Origin of the sequence: Pullulanibacillus camelliae (genome assembly GCF_014642655.1) — a bacterium.
GTDB classification, from domain to species: domain Bacteria; phylum Bacillota; class Bacilli; order Bacillales; family Sporolactobacillaceae; genus Pullulanibacillus; species Pullulanibacillus camelliae.
In genome coordinates, this window is the sequence record NZ_BMIR01000020.1 from 1 (window position 1) to 21,078 (window position 21,078).

19 protein-coding genes, 2 pseudogenes and 1 other annotated feature are annotated in these 21,078 nt (G+C 41.5%); of the genes and pseudogenes, 3 read left to right on the top strand and 18 right to left on the bottom strand.

Annotation, left to right across the window (positions count from 1 at the left end):
• Positions 1–463: 463 nt before the first annotated feature.
• Positions 464–859 carry a hypothetical protein gene (locus IEW82_RS20095; protein ID WP_229672699.1) on the top strand — a complete coding sequence of 132 codons (396 nt, stop codon included), beginning with the start codon at positions 464–466 and terminating at the stop codon, positions 857–859.
• A 93-nt stretch (positions 860–952) separates the two neighbouring features.
• Here IEW82_RS20095 and IEW82_RS16210 read toward each other — a convergent pair whose 3' ends face one another.
• The 13 genes and pseudogenes from IEW82_RS16210 to IEW82_RS16265 all read right to left on the bottom strand — a co-directional run bounded on the left by IEW82_RS16210 (position 953) and on the right by IEW82_RS16265 (position 15,426).
• Complete coding sequence (locus tag IEW82_RS16210; protein WP_188697148.1) at positions 953–1,723, bottom strand: DUF817 domain-containing protein; 771 nt, start codon at positions 1,721–1,723, stop codon at positions 953–955.
• Positions 1,724–1,792: 69 nt separating this feature from the next.
• A complete protein-coding gene (locus IEW82_RS16215) occupies positions 1,793–2,008 on the bottom strand; it encodes a helix-turn-helix domain-containing protein (RefSeq protein WP_188696913.1) in 216 nt (71 codons plus the stop codon).
• 10 nt (positions 2,009–2,018) lie between these two features.
• On the bottom strand, positions 2,019–2,501 hold the full coding sequence (locus IEW82_RS16220) for a DUF2975 domain-containing protein (protein ID WP_188696916.1): 483 nt from the start codon (positions 2,499–2,501) through the stop codon (positions 2,019–2,021).
• A gap of 438 nt (positions 2,502–2,939) precedes the next feature.
• Entirely contained in the window at positions 2,940–3,323 is a 384-nt protein-coding gene (blaI, locus tag IEW82_RS16225) for a penicillinase repressor BlaI (RefSeq protein WP_188696919.1), read from the bottom strand.
• A gap of 73 nt (positions 3,324–3,396) precedes the next feature.
• Positions 3,397–5,172, bottom strand: a complete 1,776-nt coding sequence (locus tag IEW82_RS16230) for a BlaR1 family beta-lactam sensor/signal transducer (RefSeq protein WP_188696922.1) — start codon at positions 5,170–5,172, stop codon at positions 3,397–3,399.
• Between the two features lie 189 nt (positions 5,173–5,361).
• Positions 5,362–6,294, bottom strand: a pseudogene (gene bla, locus IEW82_RS16235) (class A beta-lactamase).
• A gap of 723 nt (positions 6,295–7,017) precedes the next feature.
• Complete coding sequence (locus IEW82_RS16240) at positions 7,018–7,803, bottom strand: NRDE family protein (protein ID WP_188696925.1); 786 nt, start codon at positions 7,801–7,803, stop codon at positions 7,018–7,020.
• Between the two features lie 152 nt (positions 7,804–7,955).
• Positions 7,956–10,385: a phenylalanine--tRNA ligase subunit beta gene (gene pheT / locus IEW82_RS16245; protein WP_188696928.1), complete on the bottom strand. Its 2,430-nt coding sequence runs from the start codon at positions 10,383–10,385 to the stop codon at positions 7,956–7,958.
• 15 nt (positions 10,386–10,400) lie between these two features.
• The gene (gene pheS / locus IEW82_RS16250) at positions 10,401–11,435 is read right to left on the bottom strand and encodes a phenylalanine--tRNA ligase subunit alpha (RefSeq protein ID WP_188696932.1); all 1,035 of its coding nucleotides are present in this window, start codon (positions 11,433–11,435) and stop codon (positions 10,401–10,403) included.
• A 264-nt stretch (positions 11,436–11,699) separates the two neighbouring features.
• Positions 11,700–11,958, bottom strand: a binding site (T-box leader).
• A gap of 398 nt (positions 11,959–12,356) precedes the next feature.
• Positions 12,357–12,479: a hypothetical protein gene (locus IEW82_RS20265; RefSeq protein ID WP_268237397.1), complete on the bottom strand. Its 123-nt coding sequence runs from the start codon at positions 12,477–12,479 to the stop codon at positions 12,357–12,359.
• Between the two features lie 244 nt (positions 12,480–12,723).
• Complete coding sequence (locus tag IEW82_RS16255) at positions 12,724–13,446, bottom strand: 3-ketoacyl-ACP reductase (protein ID WP_188696935.1); 723 nt, start codon at positions 13,444–13,446, stop codon at positions 12,724–12,726.
• Positions 13,447–13,664: 218 nt separating this feature from the next.
• Entirely contained in the window at positions 13,665–14,570 is a 906-nt protein-coding gene (locus IEW82_RS16260; protein WP_188697151.1) for an SDR family oxidoreductase, read from the bottom strand.
• Positions 14,571–14,670: 100 nt separating this feature from the next.
• Positions 14,671–15,426: a TrmH family RNA methyltransferase gene (locus IEW82_RS16265; RefSeq protein WP_188696938.1), complete on the bottom strand. Its 756-nt coding sequence runs from the start codon at positions 15,424–15,426 to the stop codon at positions 14,671–14,673.
• Positions 15,427–15,526: 100 nt separating this feature from the next.
• On the opposite strand from IEW82_RS16265, the gene sspI reads away from it, so the two are divergent.
• Together sspI and IEW82_RS20325 are read left to right on the top strand one after the other, a co-directional pair.
• Entirely contained in the window at positions 15,527–15,730 is a 204-nt protein-coding gene (sspI, locus tag IEW82_RS16270) for a small acid-soluble spore protein SspI (RefSeq protein WP_188696941.1), read from the top strand.
• Between the two features lie 247 nt (positions 15,731–15,977).
• Positions 15,978–17,165, top strand: a pseudogene (locus IEW82_RS20325) (MFS transporter).
• A gap of 49 nt (positions 17,166–17,214) precedes the next feature.
• On the opposite strand, the gene IEW82_RS16280 reads toward IEW82_RS20325, so the two are convergent.
• From IEW82_RS16280 to IEW82_RS16300, 5 genes are all read right to left on the bottom strand, one after another.
• On the bottom strand, positions 17,215–17,796 hold the full coding sequence (locus IEW82_RS16280; protein ID WP_188696944.1) for a histidine phosphatase family protein: 582 nt from the start codon (positions 17,794–17,796) through the stop codon (positions 17,215–17,217).
• Positions 17,797–17,894: 98 nt separating this feature from the next.
• Positions 17,895–18,227 carry an HIT domain-containing protein gene (locus IEW82_RS16285; protein WP_188696947.1) on the bottom strand — a complete coding sequence of 111 codons (333 nt, stop codon included), beginning with the start codon at positions 18,225–18,227 and terminating at the stop codon, positions 17,895–17,897.
• Between the two features lie 156 nt (positions 18,228–18,383).
• Complete coding sequence (locus IEW82_RS16290; RefSeq protein WP_188696950.1) at positions 18,384–18,950, bottom strand: ATP-binding protein; 567 nt, start codon at positions 18,948–18,950, stop codon at positions 18,384–18,386.
• Between the two features lie 286 nt (positions 18,951–19,236).
• Positions 19,237–19,932, bottom strand: coding sequence for an N-acetylmuramoyl-L-alanine amidase family protein (locus IEW82_RS16295; RefSeq protein ID WP_188696953.1), 696 nt, complete (start codon positions 19,930–19,932; stop codon positions 19,237–19,239).
• Between the two features lie 43 nt (positions 19,933–19,975).
• The gene (locus IEW82_RS16300) at positions 19,976–20,848 is read right to left on the bottom strand and encodes a polysaccharide deacetylase family protein (RefSeq protein ID WP_229672700.1); all 873 of its coding nucleotides are present in this window, start codon (positions 20,846–20,848) and stop codon (positions 19,976–19,978) included.
• Between the last annotated feature and the right edge of the window lie 230 nt (positions 20,849–21,078).

Here is a 21,078-nt window from a genome sequence, read left to right on the forward strand (position 1 = left end):
TCTACGATGTATTTGCTCTGGTAGGCATACATTTATGATAGAGTGCCTCTTCTTTTTTGGCTAGGATTTTGTAGAAATACCACCGAGAACTATTTTACACATACGTTAAATTTACATAAAAAAATGTGAATTCAATATACTTCAAAGATTAAATAAAACCTGAGTAAAGACAGCCCCCATACCTTAATTTAACCTACATTATTTTCATGACTGCGCTTATTAGGACTCAGGTCCATCGCTACATACACGCTAGATAAAAGGGTATTATTTTTGAGCATAATAGCTCTCATGAAGGCATCAGAAATGAATACATGGCCCCTGCCTAAACATCCCGCAAGGATGCCTTGAATGATTTTTCAAATATAGTAAATGCTAACTGACTGTCTTCCTTTAAAAGAGCATTTAGGGGATGTTAGAATCCCATTTGGATGACAGAACGTTTTAACTGATCGGAGTTGTAAGTATGAAGCATTTAAAAATTTTTATGGGCACAATTTTATTCAGCATTTTACTCGTTAACCTCTCTGCTTGTAGTCATTCAGCGGATAAAGATACAGCAACAAAAGAGCAGCCGCAATCAGATGCCACAACTCAAACCCATCATTCAGCGTCAAATCGAAAAGGCACAGCAAACAATAGCACAAGTCCCAGTAATGACGCGAAAAGTCAGGTGATCAACCGACCTCAAGGGGCTTGGGTCGGCACATTTGAGAAAAAATTGTATAAAGGGTATCACGTGACGCCGAGCCGCTACAAAAATATTGGCAATGGCCAATGGGAAGTCTGGGTTAAGGAAATCAACACCGGCCAAAATCCATATGTGACGGTGAATCAAAAGACAGGGGATTTCCATGGATAATCAGTTCCCTAACACTTCACGGCACTCTCTATTGGGATAAAAATAATTCAGATTCCTTCCATTTTAAATCGTTCTAAAGGAAGTCCCATCCCTCTATTCTTTTGGTCCTTTTTCTTTCACCTGCTTTAATGTCGCAACAATGAGAAAGCTCACAATCACCAATAAGAGCCAGGAGCTCACCTTCCCAAGATTAACGACGTGCCAGGCACCGGTCTGGTTTGGATATTCCCAAGCACCAAAAAAGGTGGCAATGTTTTCGGCAATCCATATAAAGAAACCGATAAGTCCGAAAGAAAGAGCAAGAGGCATCCGATAGCGCCTGCCATTTATCCTATAGATTACCCCCGATTGCCCAAAAACAATAAGTACAAGTCCAGACAACCACCAACGCACATCCATCCAAAAATGATGAGTGAAAAAATTTAAATAGATGGCAGCAGCAAGGGGGACAACAACGACAAATGGCGGCCACTTGATCAATTCAACCTTTAATCTCCGCCAGGCTTGGCAAAGATAGCTGGCTACACTTGCATACATGAATCCACTGTATAGTGGTACTCCAAAAATTTTGGAATAGCCTTCCTCTGGATAAGACCAAGAGCCCATATGCACTTTGAATAGTTCAAGAGCAAGTCCAATAAGGTGAAACAATGTAATCACCTTAAGTTCATCCACAGTTTCAAGCCCTGAACGCACCATCCACCATTGCATGAGAAGGCAAATAATCAGCAACCAATCATACCGTGGTAAAAAGGGAAGCGGCAGGATTTTTGTCATAGCCAAAGAGACAAAGATCACCGCAGGAAAGAGACAGGACAGCGCTTGTTCCCAACCAAAGCGAATCAATTGTTGAAGTGCGTTCATACTGCGTCCCTTCATTTTCCGGGCATGATTTTGGATCATTACATTCATGTGTTGCTCCCCCTCTTCATATTACGTTTCTTCATCACTTCGGTATTCCAAAAGATCTCCTGGCTGACACTCTAAGGCCTTACAGATCGCCTCTAAAGTGGCGAGTCGGATCGCTTTTGCCTTGCCATTTTTCAATATAGAAAGGTTGGCCATCGTGATCCCAACCCGCTCTGAAAGCTCCGTTACACTCATTTTTCTCTTAGCTAGCATGACATCAATATTGATTACAATTGCCATGGGTTTCACCTCAAACCGTTAAGTCATTTTCTGATTTTATATCTATCGCTTCTTTTAACAGTTTCTGAAGTACAGCAGCAAAAACAGCAATGACCATTGAAGCAAAAATAATGATCAAGCCGATAATGATAACACCCGGGGCATCATCTTTGTCAGCAAAGCCATAAAAGAGAGGCAAGGCTGCTATATACCAAATGCAGATAATGGTGGCACAAATTTTTATATGTTTTAAAGCTCTCACAGATAAGTCCGAGAACGCTTTGTTTTTATCGATGAAGCTTAAAAGTTTAAAGGCTTGAAAAAGCGCCATATAAAAAGGAATTGCCGCTCCATATAAGACGATAAAAACAAGAATGTTCATATAAGAGACTGTTGGATATAAGCCTCCTGCATAGCTTGCAATATGGGGTACAACAAAGATGCACAAAGCAAGAATCGGCATTCCGATAAAAAGCACAGCTATTTTTAAAAAGAGCGTTGATACGCGGTTCATGAAAAAGCACCTCACTCATTTATTGTCAAATTTATTTTACCACAAATTTATCGTTTTACAATAAATAATTATCGATTTTAATTATATTATTATTCCTAAAAAGAAAAAAACATCCCCCAAAGAGATGCTCTATCGCTCTATCGCCCGAATGCTTTATCAAAAGGCTATTGATCTTAACCGATATATCCCTATGAGTGAACAGAAGAGATGAAATAATCCCTGATTGGCGTTTCCATTTGGGGAATTAAGGAATGGGTTTCATTGAGCGATTATCCTAATATCACTTCATCTGAAAGCCTAATTAATATTTAACTATTAAATAACTCGACTCTTCCAAGCTCATCGGTATAGAAGGGTATTCAACGCCTACTTTTTTTACAAATCATGCCTTAGTTAAGTGTGTAATCAACACTTGCACATCTATACCTCATACCATTTCTAAGACTTTTTGGTTTTGTCATCGAGAATAGCACGTAACTCCTTAATATCTTCTTCGGACAAGGAGTCTTCTTGAATAAATTGCACAAGCATCGACTTCAATGTGCCACCATAAATGCGTTCAATAAAGGATTTTGCCTCAGCATGCTGACATTCATCCTGGGTATAAAGTGGAAAAAAGGTATAAATCCTCTGATTTTTATTCACACCAACCACCTGTTTTTGAACAAGACGATCTAAAAGCGTGCGAACTGTTTTCGGCTTCCAGTCCGTTTTATCCTGCAAGGAGCCAATGACGTCATTTGCTGTCTGGGGTGCCTTTTCCCAAAGCACATTCATGACTTCCCACTCAGCTTCTGAAATACTCGGTGCTTCTTTAGCCATTTCTCTACTTCCCTCCTTCTATTTTACTCTTATACTACATGAAATTTCATCAGCTCTCTTTATCTTATGATGACTAATAGATCCCTTTATCCTCTAAAATCGATAAGGTGATTTGCGCTGCCTGACTTCCGGTAGCACGGGCATCATTTTGGATACGTGTGGCAAAGAAGTAAGTATTATCAACCGTTTCAACATAACCGATAAACCAGCCACTGATATTTTTATGATTGACCATGCCTGTACCCGTTTTCCCAGAAAGCACGGCACCATCTTTCTCTTCTAGTTTAATGGCAGCTTTAACAGTTTGGATATTTTTTCTCTTAAATTTAAATTGATTCGTATAAAAGGCTTTAAGTAGCTGTACCTGCTCTATTGGTGATATTTTCAGAGAAGATTCTAGCCAAAACGGCGTCCTTCCTTCAAAAACCTTTCCATTTCCATAGCCAATTTGATTAAGATCGCCTTGTTCACGCTCCAGCCCTATTCTTTTATCTAACTCCTGAAAATACCATGTGACAGAATTTTTCAGTGCTGTCGATAGATTTTGGTCGCTATTCCATGATTTATAGGCATACTGTGTGCCATTCCAATCGATGGTGGAATGCTCAGGAGTTATGACATGCGCTTCCAAAGCAAATAGGGCACTGTAAATCTTATAAGTCGAATCTGGGGACGCTCGAAGCCTACTTTGCTTCTCATTATAGATATAATAGCGATTCGCCTTCAAATCATATAATACAAAGCTCCCCTTAAATCCATCAAAATAGTCACTTAGATGCACGTCAATCACTCGATCACTTTTAAAATCATAGTGATTATTTTCCTCAGCAAAAGCAGAAATAAACGGACCTTGACTTGTCAGCATTAATCCTACAACCATAAAAATGACTATACTCTTAAGCTTCCCTTTTTTTGTTTGCCTTGTAAAGGTTGCAATACTCCTAATCCGTCTCTTTATTTGCGCCTTAGAACCATTGAGCTGGTTGGCCAGAGTAAAAGCCTTCGGTTGCGTTGTTCTGGCCGCCATTTTAATGAGCGTATGACCATATTCTTGATAGCTGTTCTGATCCAATGCATTTAAAACAGCGGTATCACAAGCGATTTCACGGTCCAACCTCATTTTTCTAAAAGCCAGCCAAACCAATGGATTGAACCAGTACAAAATTTGATAAAGTACAGTCAGGTCATTTATCGCAACATCCTTATGCTTATAATGAGTGAGCTCATGAAGTAAAATGAAGGTCATCTCTTTCATTGATAGCCATTCATCACAATGAGCGGGCAGAACAACATAGGTCTTGAAAAGACCAAATGTCATGGGAGAGGTAATGCGTGGCGATTCCCCTATAATCAGTTGTTTGGATAGATTTAAATGTTGTTTACACTCATCAAATAAAAGCAATATATCTTTATTTTTAAGTTCATTCGTCGTCCTTTTTATCTTCTCGATCTTCAACAAAGCAAACAGTGTTAGAACAGACATCAATAGAACCCCTATGATCCAAATCCATACTAAAACATGATTGAGAAAGTCGAGAATGGGATGATTCACAGATAGCGTCAGATCCTGCATCCAATGACTTTTTTCCAACCGGGAGTGCCCATTAGTAATAGGAGAAGAATGAGTACTATCCTTTTGATGATAAGTCTCCAAGAACTGAAAGTGCTGGCTAAAATGAAATAAATAATTTGATATAAAAGGCAGTGTCAATCCAATAAACACTAAAAGCCATAGATAATAATGCCCTCTCGCTGATAGCTGTTTTGAAAACACTTTTTTAATGAGCATTATGATAGCGATACTCATAGAAGATACGATGCAACCGATGAGAAAATGTGTGAGAAACATGCTGCTGTCCTCACCTCCCTACTAATGACCATAATCTTAAATTTCCTAGTGCAATGCTCAAATAATCCTTATCTTAATTATAAAGTAATCAAACAGTCAACACATACCAAAGTTTTCTAGTACGTGCTGACTGCAAATATTTCTGTGCGCGCTCATGCCTTGCCGTTAACAATGACAAGTGGAATAGATTTAATTTAGAGCACTGAGTGCAGCCTTAGCTGCTGCTGCGATAAGCGCATCGTCATACGTGGCATCCTGTGCAGCGCGGCTAGATAAAACGGCAATGACAATAGGCGCTCTATTCGGTGGCCAAACAATGGCAATATCATTTCGCGTTCCATAGCTCCCAGCTCCGCTCTTATCGTCAACCTCCCAGCCCTTTGGTGCGCCCGCCCGGATCAAGGCATCTCCAGTAGCATTTCCCCGCATCCAGTCGATCAGAAGCGCACGTTTTTCAGGAGGAAGCCCATTCCTGATTGCCAATGTCTGAAGATCAGTAGCAAGTGCCCTTGGTGTGCTTGTATCTCGACTATCCCCCGGAACAGCAGCGTTTAAATCGGGCTCATAGCGAGCGACCTGTGTTACATGATCGCCAATTTTTCTCAATGCTGCTTCAAATCCCTTAGGACCTCCGAGTTGCTTTAATAAAAGATTCCCGGCTGTGTTATCACTGTATCGTACAGCAGCCTCACTCACTTCTCAAAGCGTCATCCCAGTATCAACGTGTTGCTCTGTAATCGGTGAATACGAAACTAAATCCTTGCTCGTGTATGTGATGCGCTCATTAAGCTGGCCCAGTGAATGATGTCGTAGTAACGCTCCTGTGGCTAAAGCTTTGTAGGTCGAGGCATAAGCAAACCGCTCATCAGATCGATAGCTAACGGTTCGATGATTCCCCGTATCGAGCGCATAGACTCCAAGCCTCGCATCATATGTATGCTCGAGTCTAGCAAACTGCTGACTAAGATGATCAGCTGTTTTCTTCTTGGGCCCTTTATCACGATGAGCTGATTGGTGTTCGGCAGGCTTTGACCATCCTGCAAGTGGGACAACAGCGATCAAAAGTATAATCAAAACCAGTATAAACTTATTCACTCTAAAACCATTACGTCTTTTCAACATCTAGCCCTCTTTCTTCTGTTATAATCGTGTAGCGAAAAAAATGGTGTGAAGCTATAGCCCCAGACTCTATAATACACATAAAAAGGCAGCCATTTTGCCTGGTGTGTATCCTCCTTTTCGCCACCGGATTACAATTGTAATCAATATTACAAATGTAATTCAATACTACACACGTAATCTCTAAGTGTCAATCCCTTTACTGAAAAAAATGCCACCTATGCTTTGAGTTAACTAGAATGCCTCATTTAAAATAAAATAACATAGATGTACTAGGGGGTGATAGAGAGATCTGGATATTCAGAGGGGCCTTTTGCTCAGGTTTCTTATCAAATGCCCTTCCACTTCGGACTTTATTTGGCTTCAGCCATGTATTTCTGGCCGAAGAGAAAAGCTGGTAGCCATTTTTCCATCAGCGTTAAGCTTACACTGGCTTCATGATGTAAAGAACCCTTCCTTTGCGGAAATCCACACCGTCCTCATGAACAGAATTTTATGCTTTCTTAAAATATAAAAAAAAGCTATAAGACTCTTTATCGAATCCCATAGCTTCTATCTTATTTTAAAAACGTGGCTTATACTTCACCGCTCCGCTAAGCACAGCCTGATGCGATTTTTCAAATCACCTACTAAGGGTGACTCCAAAGCCTCTGGGTGGCAAAAGTCAAAGCCCGAGCTTATAAAGTCTTCGGCAAAGTGATAATCTGACGTTATTAATAACGAAGCTTACCTTTTAATATCTATCTCTTTTTGGGCCACTATATCGAATGCATAAGTCCTTTCATTTTGCTCTGGCTGATAGGTACGTTCTGCAAAGGTAAGATGGCCTTTGGTGTCGACGGTCACAAGGGTTGAGGTTCGGGTGCCATATTTTGGGCTGCTTATAAAAGGCGAAGACAGCAAATGTTCAAGCTCTTCGTCTATTCCTGTATCAGGGAGCTGATCCTTCGGAGCCTTATCCTCATCAGCAAGGAGCTCAAACAAGCAGTCCTCTTCGATCCTTTCCTTTCCCTCTAGACACCCCTTTAATCGCGCCTTACTTTTTTCAACTTTAGGCCACGGTGTATCAAGCAAAGCATTGCTCAAGCCATAAATCCCTGGTTCTAGCTTGCGGATCTCGCCTTCTCGATTAGAAAAATAGTAAAGCGTTTCGGTATCCCCTATGATGAGATTGAACCCATTGTAATCCTGAGCATGCATTTTCACTGATTGCAGATAGATCTCTGGATCCATCGTCCCACATAAAAACTGACTGACTAACTCGCCACGAGAGATAGCGTTCGGATTTTCTGAAAAAGGATCACGATAATTGGTCAGCGCTGCAAAACGTCCAGCTTTTGTCACGCCCATCCACGTTCCCATTTTTTCTAAATCCCTTCCCGCTAACACCTCAGGATAATCCGCCCAAAAGTCTGCCAAAGAGGCCGGACGCCCATACAGCTCATCTCGATTAGCAGCCACAACAAGCTTGTAATTGGGATGCGCATGATACGCAAACGTTATTAAGCACATAAATCTTCCTACTTTCTTAAGTTCAAACACGACATAAAATTTTAAACCTATTTCATCATTGGCAAACGCGTCATCGCCCTTGCGTCTTCTTCACGCTTACACATGGATAGCCCTCTCACTCCAAAAAGTGAGGGGCTATTTTCCGTGTGAATCTAACCTCTGAGCACAGCGCCAAGTTCCGCCTCAAGCGCCGTCAAAACCTTCGTGTGTACTTTCTCAACTTCTTTATCGGTTAAGGTTTTATCGGGATCGAGGTATTTTAGAGCGTAGGCCATTGACTTCTTGCCAGCCCCTAAAGATTCCCCTTGGTAAATATCAAAGAGCTTCACCTCTTTAAGAAGGGGTGCACCATTCTCTTTAATAACCTTAATCAACTCCCCGGAAGCCACCTGTTCGTCAACGACAAGAGCGATGTCACGAGAGATCGCTGGATAACGCGGTAAAGCGATATAACGAAGGGTCTCATTTTCAGCATGGAGCACCTGCTCAATATCCAGTTCAAATACATAAGTCTCTTTTAAATCAAGCTGGCTCTGTAAATTTGGATGCAGCTGTCCGACGAAACCAATGACCTCTTGATCTAGCAATACATTAGCAGTGCGTCCTGGATGTAGCCCTTCACGCTGAGCAGCTTGATAGGAGATGCGCTCCGTCAAATCAAGCGTATTAAATAAGCCTTCAAGAATGCCTTTGGCAACGAAAAAGTCAATGGGTTCTGCCTGTGCATGCCATCCGGCGGACTGCCAGCTTCCCGTGAGAACAACCGCAAGCTGCTCCCGTTCTTCAGGAAGCTGAGTGAGCCTTTCTTCTTTTGAATAAAAGCCTTTACCGAGCTCAAAAAGCTTCACATCAGGCATTTGCCGATTAAGATGATATTGTGTAATCTCCAGCAATGCTGGAATGAGACTAAGTCTGAGGACCGACCGTTCCTCACTCATTGGCATAGCAAGTGGAATCGGCTGATAAGACGCTTCATCGATGGTCGTCACACTCTTAACCTTTTCTTCAGTGGTCAAAGAATAGGTCACCGCTTGGTAGAGCCCTGCGCCTTCCATGTAACGCTGTACCCGGCGACGCTTAAGCTGATAATCAGTGAGAATACCTGTTGTCCCACTGCCTTCTGGTAAGGTTGCTGGCACATGGTCATAGCCGTAGGTGCGGCCCACTTCCTCTACCAAATCCTCTGGGATCGTCACATCGGGGCGCCGGGCTGGGACGGCGACCTGTAATCCATCGCCTTCAACCTTTGCAGCAAAACGCAAGCGACGAAACACAGATAAAATCTCATCTGAAGAAAAGGTTGTGCCTAATACAGCATTGATCTTCTGCCAAGGCATCGTGATCACTCGATCAGGAACTTCTGGCTCCCCTACATGGGTAAAACCCTTTAACACCTGCCCACCTGCAAGCTCTGAGATTAATTCGGCTGCACGATCAGCAGCACCTGCCACTCGATTCCTATCGATCCCTTTTTCATAACGGCTGCTGGCATCTGTGCGCAGACCGAGACGTGAGGAGGTTTGACGGATAGATGCCCCATCGAAAATCGCCGCCTCAAGAAGTATTGTTGTTGTCTTATCAGTGACTTCTGAATCAGCTCCGCCCATTACTCCGGCAACAGCCACTGGTGCTTTTCCATTGGTAATGACAAGATCCTCTGCAGTCAACGTACGTTCTGCATCATCAAGAGTGGTGAGCTTTTCACCGTTTTCAGCATGGCGCACCACCACTTTATCAGAGGCAAATGTATCATAGTCAAAGGTATGGAGTGGTTGCCCATATTCCAGCATGACAAAATTAGCAATGTCGACGATATTAGATATCGGACGAACTCCCGCAGCAATCAACTTATTCTGTAGCCACTGTGGGGATGGCCCGACCTTCACACCTTCAATCACACGTACACCATAGAAGGGGACCTTCTCTGGGGCATCAACCTGAACCGTAATTTTTGCTGTAACATCCACAGCGGTTTCTACGAACTCAGGTGTGGGAAGTTGAATCTCCCGGTCTAAGATCGCCGCCACTTCATAAGCGACACCAATCATGTTTAAGCAATGCGCACTATTCGGTAAAATATCAAGCTCTAAAACGTAATCATCAAGATTGAGATAAGGTAGGGCATCGGCACCCACTTCTGCCTCTTCTTCTAAAACGTAGATGCCATGCGCAAATTCTTTTGGAACAAACTTGTCTTCAATGCCGAGTTCTTGAAGTGAGCAAATCATCCCTTGGGAAACTTCACCGCGTAATTTTGCCTTTTTAATTTTAAAATTCCCAGGAAGGACTGCACCAACCTTAGCCACGACAACCTTTTGTCCAGCCGCAACATTGGGAGCTCCACAAATAATTTGCACGTTTTCCTCTGCACCAATATTGACTTGACAAACGTTGAGCTTATCGGCATTTGGATGCCTGTCACAAGACTCTACATAGCCGACGACAACATCACGGATCCCTTCACCAAGAAAGGTAACATGTTCAACTTCTATACCTGCCTTCGTTATTTTTTCCGCAAGCGCCTGCGGAGTAACACCCGTTAAATCAACATATTCGTTTAACCAATTATAAGAAACATTCATTTTTTTATACCACCTTTATGCCCGTTTGAACTGTTCTAAGAACCGCTGATCATTCGTATAGAAATGGCGAATGTCATCAATACCATATTTAAGCATAGCGATACGCTCCGGTCCCATACCAAAAGCAAATCCTGTATAGACTTCCGGATCGAATCCAGACATCCGTAAGACATTAGGGTGGATCATCCCTGAACCGAGAATTTCAATCCAGCCTGTCCCCTTACAAACTGAGCACCCCTCACCCCCACAACGGAAACAAGAAATGTCCATTTCCACAGACGGTTCCGTAAAGGGGAAAAAGCTTGGACGCAAGCGAATGTGCCTGTCTTCACCAAACATCTTTTTCGCAAACACCGTGAGAGTCCCTTTTAAATCGCTTAAGCGGACATTTTTATCAACATATAAACCCTCAATTTGCATAAATTGGTGGGAATGCGTCGCATCATCAGTATCCCGACGATACACCTTTCCCGGACAGATGATTTTCACTGGACCTTGTCCATGATGTTTTTCCATGGTGCGTGCTTGAACCGGTGAGGTATGTGTCCGCAGTAAAATATCCTCTGTAATATAAAAGGAATCCTGCATATCCCTTGCCGGGTGATCCTTCGGAAGATTTAAGGCCTCAAAATTATAATAGTCCTTCTCTACTTCTGGTCCCTCTGCAATTGAAAAGCCCATACCGATAAATAAATCTTCAATTTCCTCAATAACAGCAGTAAGCGGATGATGATTGCCTTGTTGGACCATGCGACCAGGAAGTGTCACATCCACCGCTTCACTCGCTAAGCGTTCCTCAATCTTCTTTTTCTCAAGCGCTTCTACTTTTTCGGTAATCGCACTTTGAATCGCCTCGCGAACGTCATTGGCTAACTGTCCAATCACTGGACGCTCCTCAGCGGATAGCTTGCCCATCCCGCGAAGCACCTCTGTAATTGGTCCTTTTTTTCCTAAATACTTCACCTTTACATCTTGAAGCTGCTTAGGCTCACTCGCCGTTTGGACAGCTGCCAAAGCTTCCTCTTTTAGAGCCTCTAATTTGTCTTTCATTTTCTTCCTCCTTATCTTCAAAAAGCGGAGCGGCTTTTATTGACATCGGTTTTGTTTTTATTAACGGAGAACGTCACGCTGTAAAAGGAACAGTAGAAAACTTGGCTTGTCCTTCACCGCTTCGCTAAGCACAGCCTGATGTTCAAGGCTCCGCCTTTACACATTAAAGTTGTCGCCAAGCCTTAATGCTGAAAGCCAAAGTTGCGCTTATAAGGGCTTCTGCTAAGTTATAAATGCTGACGCTACAAAAAACCCCGCCCCCAAAAAAGGGACGAGGCTCCGCGGTACCACCCTTGTTAACGATCAGATAGGATCGCTCACTTAACACCGGATAACGGGCGGTGCCGATCCATCCTTTACCTAGGAAAACGTTCCAAGCCTGATGCTTGTCTATTCCTTGGTCTTTTCGGATGATTGCTCCAGAGCGAATTCCTAACATGCCGCCATAGATGTGCTTTCAGTCAGGACACATCCTCCCTAAATGGCGGCTTTCGCCAGTACTACTCTCCTTCAACGCATGACAAGTTCTTCTATTCGTTACTGTTAGTATAAAGAAATATCAGCTATTCTGCAACATCATGAGTAAAATGGACTTTTAAAAAACGGCTCCTCCGGCAAAGCCGTAATCAAAGAAGACAAATTTTTCTACCAAAACCCTTTCTTACATTCTTATATTTTAAGTGAAATCTAATAAGACCTTAATTTATGTATAAAGGGTGGTCGCCTTCAATCAATTAATTTTTGCGGTCTTTAATAATAAGACTCAAAGTGATGATAGAAAGAATGAATGCAATAACAGAAATACACAGGGTTAAAATCAGCATTTTTATTCCCCCACTTGAGTTTTTAGAATAAAAAGGGTATGATAAACATAAGATGATGGAGGGAAGGGGCTTGCCCCTTCCGGGATGTTTAGAACTTTCACCGGTGATGACGGTGGAGGTTCTTTTTCTTTTTACGCTTTGTTAACAGCACTACTGTTAGATTCATAACAGCAACTGTAAAATTAACCAAAGACGTAAGAAGTATCACAATCTCTGCCATCACTTACCACCTCCTTTCTAAAGGAGGTTAGAGTGTCTATCACACCCTCAGGTCCCATTCTATTATAAATAATCTATCTATTCGAATATATCAAAAATGGAACTTGACACGGATGTCATATCTTAATCAATAGCAACCTGTTTACGTGCAATCTCTATCAACAGCGACAAACGATGCGCGATAGTCCCCCTATCCCTAATACAAGTTTCCGTATTAATAAATTTCCATGGTTATTATACCTATTCTAAAATGGATTAGTTGCCCACTGCAAGGACTGTTTTATAAAAATACGTGGATGCAGCTTCAATAGGGAAACCATATATTCGGCGAGATCCTCGGGTTGCATAAATTTTTCTTTATTCTGTTCGGTAAGCGTGTCCCCAAAGGCGAGTTCTGTCGCTACAAGACTCGGATTCAGTGTAAAGACGCGGATGTTGTTCCGACGCACTTCTTGCATAAGCGCTTCGGTCATCCCCTGGATTGCGAATTTCGAAGCACTATAAGAAGTAGAACCCGCTGTTCCTTTAAGGCCATTACTTGAGGAGATGTTTATAATATCCCCACGGTTTTTCTCAATCATTTGTGGCAAAACAGCGCGTGTCACATGATATGTACCAAAAACATTGACTTCAAATGTATGCTTCCACTGTTCAGGTTCAATTTCTAAAAAGGGACCATGACACCCGATTCCTGCATTATTGATAAGTATGTCAGCTGGCCCAAGCTCTTTTTCTAGATAAGCGATGCCGTGATGGACAGCTTCCATATTAGCAATATCTGTAGAAGAGAAACTGACATTCACACCAATAGACTCAATTTCCTCAGCGACGGCTTCTAATTTGCTTTTTGTACGAGCGATTAACCCAACGTTAACCCCCGCTTTAGCCAACTCCAATGCTGTTGCCCGTCCAATGCCGCTACTTGCGCCTGTAATGTAGGCCGTTTTCCCTTTGATTTCTTGTCCCAACTTTAACCATCCTTTCTATCAGTTTTTATTTTAGTATAGGCTTCGGCTGAGAAGTGTTCAATGCTAAGCATTCTTTTTACTTTGTAGCACTAAGAGGATGGAGGAAAGGGGTTTTCCCTTCCAGAAGGGTTTAAAACTGTCAGCGGTGAAAGCTTTTTTCTTTTTACACTTTATTAAAGTACAATCACCGCCACATTTAAATCCTACATCACTTTCAATCAAGAGCTCACCATAATGCCACCATTCACATGGATCACTTGCCCTGAGACATATCTCGAATCATCCGAGGCCAGATACACATAAGCAGGCGCAAGCTCAAAAGGTTGTGCCGCTCGTTTCATTGGTGCATTCAGTCCAAACTTCTCCACGTCTTCCGCTGAGAAGCTTGAGGGTATAAGCGGTGTCCAGATGGATCCTGGGGCAACTGCATTGACTCTGATGTCTTTATCCGCCAAATTATGTGAAAGTGCTCGAGTAAAGCCAACAATAGCTCCCTTTGTAGCGGTATAATCAATCAGTTGTTTATTGCCTTCATAGGCCACAACTGAGGCCGTATTAATGATGGCATCTCCTGCTTTAAGATGAGGGAGCGCCGCTTTAGACATATAAAAAAAGGCATAAATATTTGTTTTAAAAGTGGCATCCCATTGTTCTATCGAGATATCTAATAAGCTTTCTTGGGGAAACTGCACCCCATGATTGTTCACTAAAATATCGAGCTTACCAAAGGTATCCACAGCGGTTTGCACGACTTTTTGGCAATGATGAGGGTCACGGAGGTCTCCTGTCATCAGAATACAATGCTGTCCAAACGCTTCTACACGTTTTTTGGTACGTTCAGCGTCTTCTTGTTCATAATCACTAAAATAAGGAATGACAAGATGAGCCCCTTCTCTTGCAAAAGCGATAGCCGTCGCCGCTCCAATGCCACTATCCCCACCTGTAATGATAGCGACTTTATCTTTCAGTTTATCGCTCCCTTTTACTTCGGGATTTTCAATAATGGGCCTTGGATTCATTAGCGATTCTATACCGGGTTGTCTTTCTTGATGCTGAGCTGGAAAAGCTATCGGCTGTTCTTTTGTTACCATTTTCTTGGAGTAATAAGGATATTCAGGATACATGGTTACCGCTCCTTCATAGGTCAATGTCACTATATCCTATTTTAGTGAGCAGAAATTGGTGAAAGCTGAGAAGTTGTCCCTACCGGACGCATTCACTCCTTTAAAGTCCCCGTAAGTAGTACATTAAAATGCCGGCGGCCACTGCAACATTAAGCGATTCGGCTTGACCATAGATCGGAATTTTTATCGAAAAATCGGTTTGATCTAAAAGATCAGGATGTACCCCGTTGGCTTCGTTGCCTACAAGCAAGGCAAATCGATGTTGACGAAGGTCTGATGATAATTCCGTCCCTGCCAGCGAGGTCCCATAAATAGGAATCGCTTGTTCTTTCAGTTGAACAATCGCTTCAAATAAACTTAAACGGATGACCGGAAGATGGAAATGGGAGCCTTGAGCGCTGCGCAAAGTTTTTTCATTATATTGATCAACGCAGCCCTCTCCTAGATAGACTGCATCAAGGCCTGCCGCATCCGCTGTTCTAATCAATGTCCCTAAATTCCCTGGATCCTGGACAGCATCTAACAACAACACTCGCGTTGCCTCTTTCGGAAGCTCTGAACTTTTCATTTTACACACCGCGAGCATTCCTTGAGGATTTTCCGTCATGGCAAGCTCTTTAAATAGATCGGTGTTAAGCTGATACACCATCATGTCTTCGTAAAGCTCAAACACCACATCCTGATCCCCATTTAAAAGCAGCTCTTGTACAACATCAGGATCTTCCAGAGCCTCTTCCACAAGATGGGGGCCTTCAATGAGATAAAGCCCCGCTTTCTCCCGTCCACGCCTTTTTAAAAGTTTGCGCCACTCTTTAAATTTTTTATTTTGTGCAGATTGTATGTATTGAACGTTCATATTAACCTCTCTTCACTCCCATAAGTTATGCTCTCTATTTTACATATTTTTAGCGAGATAACCAAATACTATAGTCAAAAGTAAAGGAGTGTGCTGTATTGTGGATATCAATATTCGTAATGCCGTGAAACATAATATTTCCGATAATGATGAAACTCAACTTCGCGATACTATTGTAGATGCCATTCAAGACGGCCAAGAGAAAATGCTGCCAGGTCTTGGGGTCTTGTTTGAAATCATATGGAATCAGTCCGATGAACAGCAACGCAACACTATGGTGAATACCCTGGCAAAAGGAGTTTAAGAAAAAAACGTTGAGACCAGCTGATGGACTGGAAGAAAATCAAGACACAAAGGAGCTTAGAGTTCAGACTCAAGCTCTTTTTTAACTGTCTACTTTACAGGGTCCATTTTAATTGCACCTAGGGGCTCCCTTTTTATCTGTATCCTCTTTATCTAAAGCGGTTCCATAGATTCAAATAAGTCGAAACCAATAACAGATTGTTATTTACATATAAAAAATCTGATAATGTGATGAAATAAAATTTGACATAAGGGATGTTCGCAATGAAGAAACAGATTTTTTTATAGTATTCGCCCTTTTTATTGTTTCATTAAATTTAAGAATCAGCATCGCATCAATTTCACCAGTATTAGAAGCTATTAGACATGATTTACATTTAAGCAATGGAATGGTGAGTTTACTGACGTCTATCCCTGTCATATGTATGGTTTTTTTTGCGTTCTTTTCCACACGCATCAGCTCGCGATTGGGATTAGAAAAAACGATTGCGGCTTGTCTTGTGCTCATTTTTATCGCGACAGCCTTTCGAGCGTTTACTCATTCTGCATTGACCCTGCTTCCCACTGCCTTCTTTATAGGCATTGGGATCGCCATTGCCGGACCCTTAATTTCTGGCTATATCAAAAAAAAATTCCCGAACAAAATCGGGATGATGATCGGTGGTCTATTCTTTAGGCATGGGAATTGGAGCGTCATTAAGCGCCGGTTTGATGATTCCGTTACAAGAAAGACTGAACGGTTCCTGGCAACTTGCTTTAGCCAGTTGGGGGATTTTTGCCATCATCGGACTCCTCTTTTGGCTTCCGATGGTGAAAAAGAGTGAGCCTGTTCACCCATCAAATCACAGGTCTGAACCTTACCCTTCAAAAATGGGAAAGCATGGTTGTTTATGCTCATCTTTGGCTTACAGTCGGGTATTTTTTATTGTATTAGCACTTGGTTAGCCCCCGTGGCACAAACAATGGGGTTTAGTGAAGCACAATCTGGAACACTCATTACACTATTTACGGTCGTTCAAATGCTATGTAGCTTTTTCATCCCTTCATTCGCAGATCTCTACAAAAACGAAAAAGCGTGGTTAATGGGAAGTACCTTATTTGTTTTACTGGGACTAGTCTTCATTGTCTTTAATCTTTTGAATCCATGGATAGCCACTATTCTCATTGCTATAGGTCTTGGCGGGTTATTCCCGCTTTCATTAGCAATGCCGTTAAACGCTGTTGCATCCTCAAGTGAGGCCAGCGCTTGGACAGCCATGATGCAAGGCTTCGGTTATATCCTCGGTGGCATGATTCCGATGATTGCCGGACTCACCCGCGACCTTATTACGTACGACAAACAAATTTTTGTCCTGATGATTGTCCTTTGTTTGATTCTTTGTGGGGCGTTACTGAGCTGGAGAAAAAAGCAACCGGTGCATCATGACGAGAATTAAGTGTTGGAGCTATTATAAACGACTTGGAAGTCCAAGTCGTTTTTTCGATTCAAAAATCAGACGATACTTCCCATATTCTTTTTACACCCACTAATTTCTGGTCATCGAATGTCATTCTATATATATCGGGTTTGGAAGTACGATGTAAGAAATCTAAATCATAATTGCTATCGTAATATCCCATCATCAAAGTCATCACGGCTCCGTGGGTGCCGACTACGACTTTTTGACCTCTATAGGTCTTTAAGAGTTGGTGTAAAACGTTTATAGCCCTTTTTTGACAGTCCGCGTTAGACTCCCCGCCCTCTAGTGCGAAATTAAAATCAGCAAAAGATCTCTCTAATAGTGGATTCAATGCCTGATCAGAAATCCGCTCAGCATCAGAGGAAAATACTCTCTCTCTAAGGTTTTCAAAAATGATTACCTCTTGTCCTAAGGAATCAGCTAGAGGCTGAACAGTTAACATTGAACGATAATATGGACTTGAAATAATGACATCAATGCCTTCTGCTTTTAACCGATTCTTTATCCGTTCCGCAGCTAATTTTCCCTTTTCCGTTAGCCCTCTTGTTCTTTCATTCCCCTCTTTTGGTGATTCACCGTGTCGTATCATATAAATAAACGTTTGCATAGTCCCTCCGTAAAGTGTTTATATTATTCCTTTTTTCTTCAATTAAAAAAGGGGAAACTCTTATCACAAATTACCCGCCAAAATGCATGACAGACCGCTTATTTAATCGTTTTCCCAGACACGACATGCCAGTGAAGATGTTTCGAATCTTGATAATGACCTAGGTTTGTAATCACTCGACAAGCCCCATGTTCTGCTGTAACTTGTTGAGCCACTTTTTTAATCACACCGAGGAGTTCAAGTAATAAGGCGTTATCACTCTCTTCCAAGGCCGTTAAAGAGGCAATATGTTTCTTAGGGACTGCCACAATATGTACTGGGTAAGCTGGCTTTGTATGATGATAAGCTAACACATTGTCAGTCTCCAAAACTTTATTCACCTGTGTTTTACCGCTGAATACTTCCTCACAGTAGAAATCTTCAGTCATCATTCCCTCCTATAAATGACCTTGCATCTTATTCGATAAATTTCCCCTCCCAATATCGCGACTCCCACTAGCTTGTCTTTACCAAAGGCACCTAAAAAATGCCCACCCTTTTCTAAAATTGGTGTTAACATTTGAATGTTATCTACATTCATGCTTCACTCATAACCCTTCAGCAATATGAACTATTTTTTTAATCACAGCATCGGCGTCTGCGTTACCTTGGATAGTAAATAAATAGTCTGCTTCGCCTTCTATAGGGGCCGTGACATCTTCTTTTAGTGATTCCGCCTGTTGGCGGGTGAGCACTTCTTGAAAAGAGGAGTAAGCCCCTCTAAAAATATTGGTATTGCGTTCGCTCTTTCTTACCCGTTCTTGAAGGACATGATCCGGAATATCAAAATGAACCAAAATGCGAAGAAAGGCCTCTTTATTAAACAACTCTTCAAGCATGTATCGTCGTCCTTTTCGACTGCAATTGGAATTGCAAATGATAAAATGAAAATTAGTGTTTTCTTTCGCATAATCAACAATCAACTTTGAAAGGGCATGTTTAAGTGTGTTTGCGCCTTTTTCTGGTAGTAGATTCCTATAAAAGGTATTGATAAATTCAGCATGATTATCTTGATCCATAACAAACGAATGTTTTAAGGCTTTTTCTAAAGCTCTTGCAAAAGTCGTTTTCCCGCTATGGGTTTTACCTACGATTATAATCACTAATCTTTTCATCACTTCATCTCCGTTGATAGTGGTTGATAGGTAGGAAATAGATAATCAATATTCAAATGATCCCCCTTAGCTTAGTCACTCAGCATAAATAAAGTAAACGCCATTTTCCTATCAACAGTCATTCCCGAAATTTATTTTAACATAAAAGTCTAACAAATTTTAATAATCATTCATTATAAAGATAGCGTTATTTTCTATTTTAATTTCACTTTAAATCGCATAAGAAGAAAAAAGCCTTCCCATGCACGGAAGACTTCTGATGCGGCGACCTGGAACATATTCGAATTCACAAAAAAAATCCTTTTTTACTAGATTGAGATTTATATTCCTTAATGGCATTAACCATTGAATCTGCGATATGCTTTTGAAAGTTATCAGCAAACATTTTAGCTTCGTCATGTGGGTTCGTCAAATATCCAACTTCAACTAGCGCTGCGGGCATTTTTGTATCCTTCACAACAAATAAATCTTCTTTTTTAACACCGCGATCTGGAAACCCTGTTGCTTTTGCGATGTGTTTTTGGAGGATTTTAGCAAACGCTTGAGAGCCTGCATGATAATAGTACGTTTGAGTGCCTGAGACTGTTGAATCAGTAAAAGCATTCGCATGAATGGAAATATAGAGATCTGCATTTAATTTATTAGCATAATTTGGCCGATAGCGACTCGTTTGCGAAATAAAATCATCGTCTTCTCTTGTCATGTATACTTTAATCCCCTGTTCCTTTTTTAATAGTCCTTCAACCTTTTTTCCTAAACTTAAAGTGAAATCCTTTTCATATCGACCATCTGCTCCTGTAGTTCCTTTATCTTGTCCCCCATGCCCAGGATCAATGACGACTTTAAAGACTTCTGTAGTCTGATGATCTTCTTTTTTCATGTTACCATTACGCTTAAAATGATCCTGAGCATCATTTCCACAAGCCCCTAGTAGGAATAATGAAAGTATAATAACAAACCCAATTAAAATTCTTTTTCTCATCCTTAGCCTTCTTTCTATCTTAATAGCATTCTTTTAGCCCTTTTTAACGAGCCTTCTTTTTATAGCTGTAGCAGCGATCATAGCAATGAAAGTGCATAGGTTTTACAGAGGCATCAATTTTCTTCATTTGATATCCCTGTTTTGATAAATAACTCAAAAGCTGTGGCAAATATTTTGCCGTCTCTTCTCTATCATGCAATAACACAACCGTTCTCTCGCCATCTTTCTCAACCTTATGAATTTGATTAATCGTGCTTTCCACGAATCCTCCATTTGACAATTCCCAATCTCTGCTATCAACGGTCCAGTCCCACAATTTATACCCCTGACTGTCCAATGCTTTTCTAAAAGAAGGAATCAAATAAGGAACACTTCCATAGGGAACTCGAACAAGAACGGAGTGATAGTCTGCGACTGTTTCAAGTGTCTTTTGATCTTCACTTATTTCATCTAGAACGGTTTGTTTTGAATGATAGAAGTGTTCTGCTACATGGGTTACACCATGGAGCCCAGCGCCATTTCCTTCACGAATCATGCGTTTAACAACCTCAGGATGTACTTTAATATGCGGCGCTAGCATAAAAAAGGTCGCTTTCGCATTTACCTTTTGTAATGCATCCAAAATACGGCCTGTTGCAGATGATGGGCCGTCATCTATGGTCAAATAGATCACTTTGTTATTCGCCTTTCCAAAAGTATCTTCTGTTTTTCCTGCACTGTGCTCTCCATTTACTTCAGTGTTCCGTTGAAGTTCGCTCGCTGCACGTTCACTGCTCGTATATTTATTCATGGCTATCAAATGTATAAAGCAATAACCTAACAAACCAGTAGCAGCTAATAGAATGAAACAGATAGACCATGTCTTCAAATAGATGTTCACACGCTGCTGCCTTCTATGCTGTCTTGAATGCTTCACTGGCTCCCTCCTTTCTTCTGTACACTAGAGTAATAGATGCAAAAAAACATAATGTTAAGGTGAGATAAAGATTACATGAAGATGTACAATTTCCCCCTATTAAATTGTTTTGATAGGAGTCAAACACCGATTATTAGCAGTTTTAGAAAACGAGATGAGAAAAACTTGGCTTCCGCCAAGCCTTAATGGCAAAAGCCAAAGTTGCACTTATAAGGTCTTCTGCTAAGTCA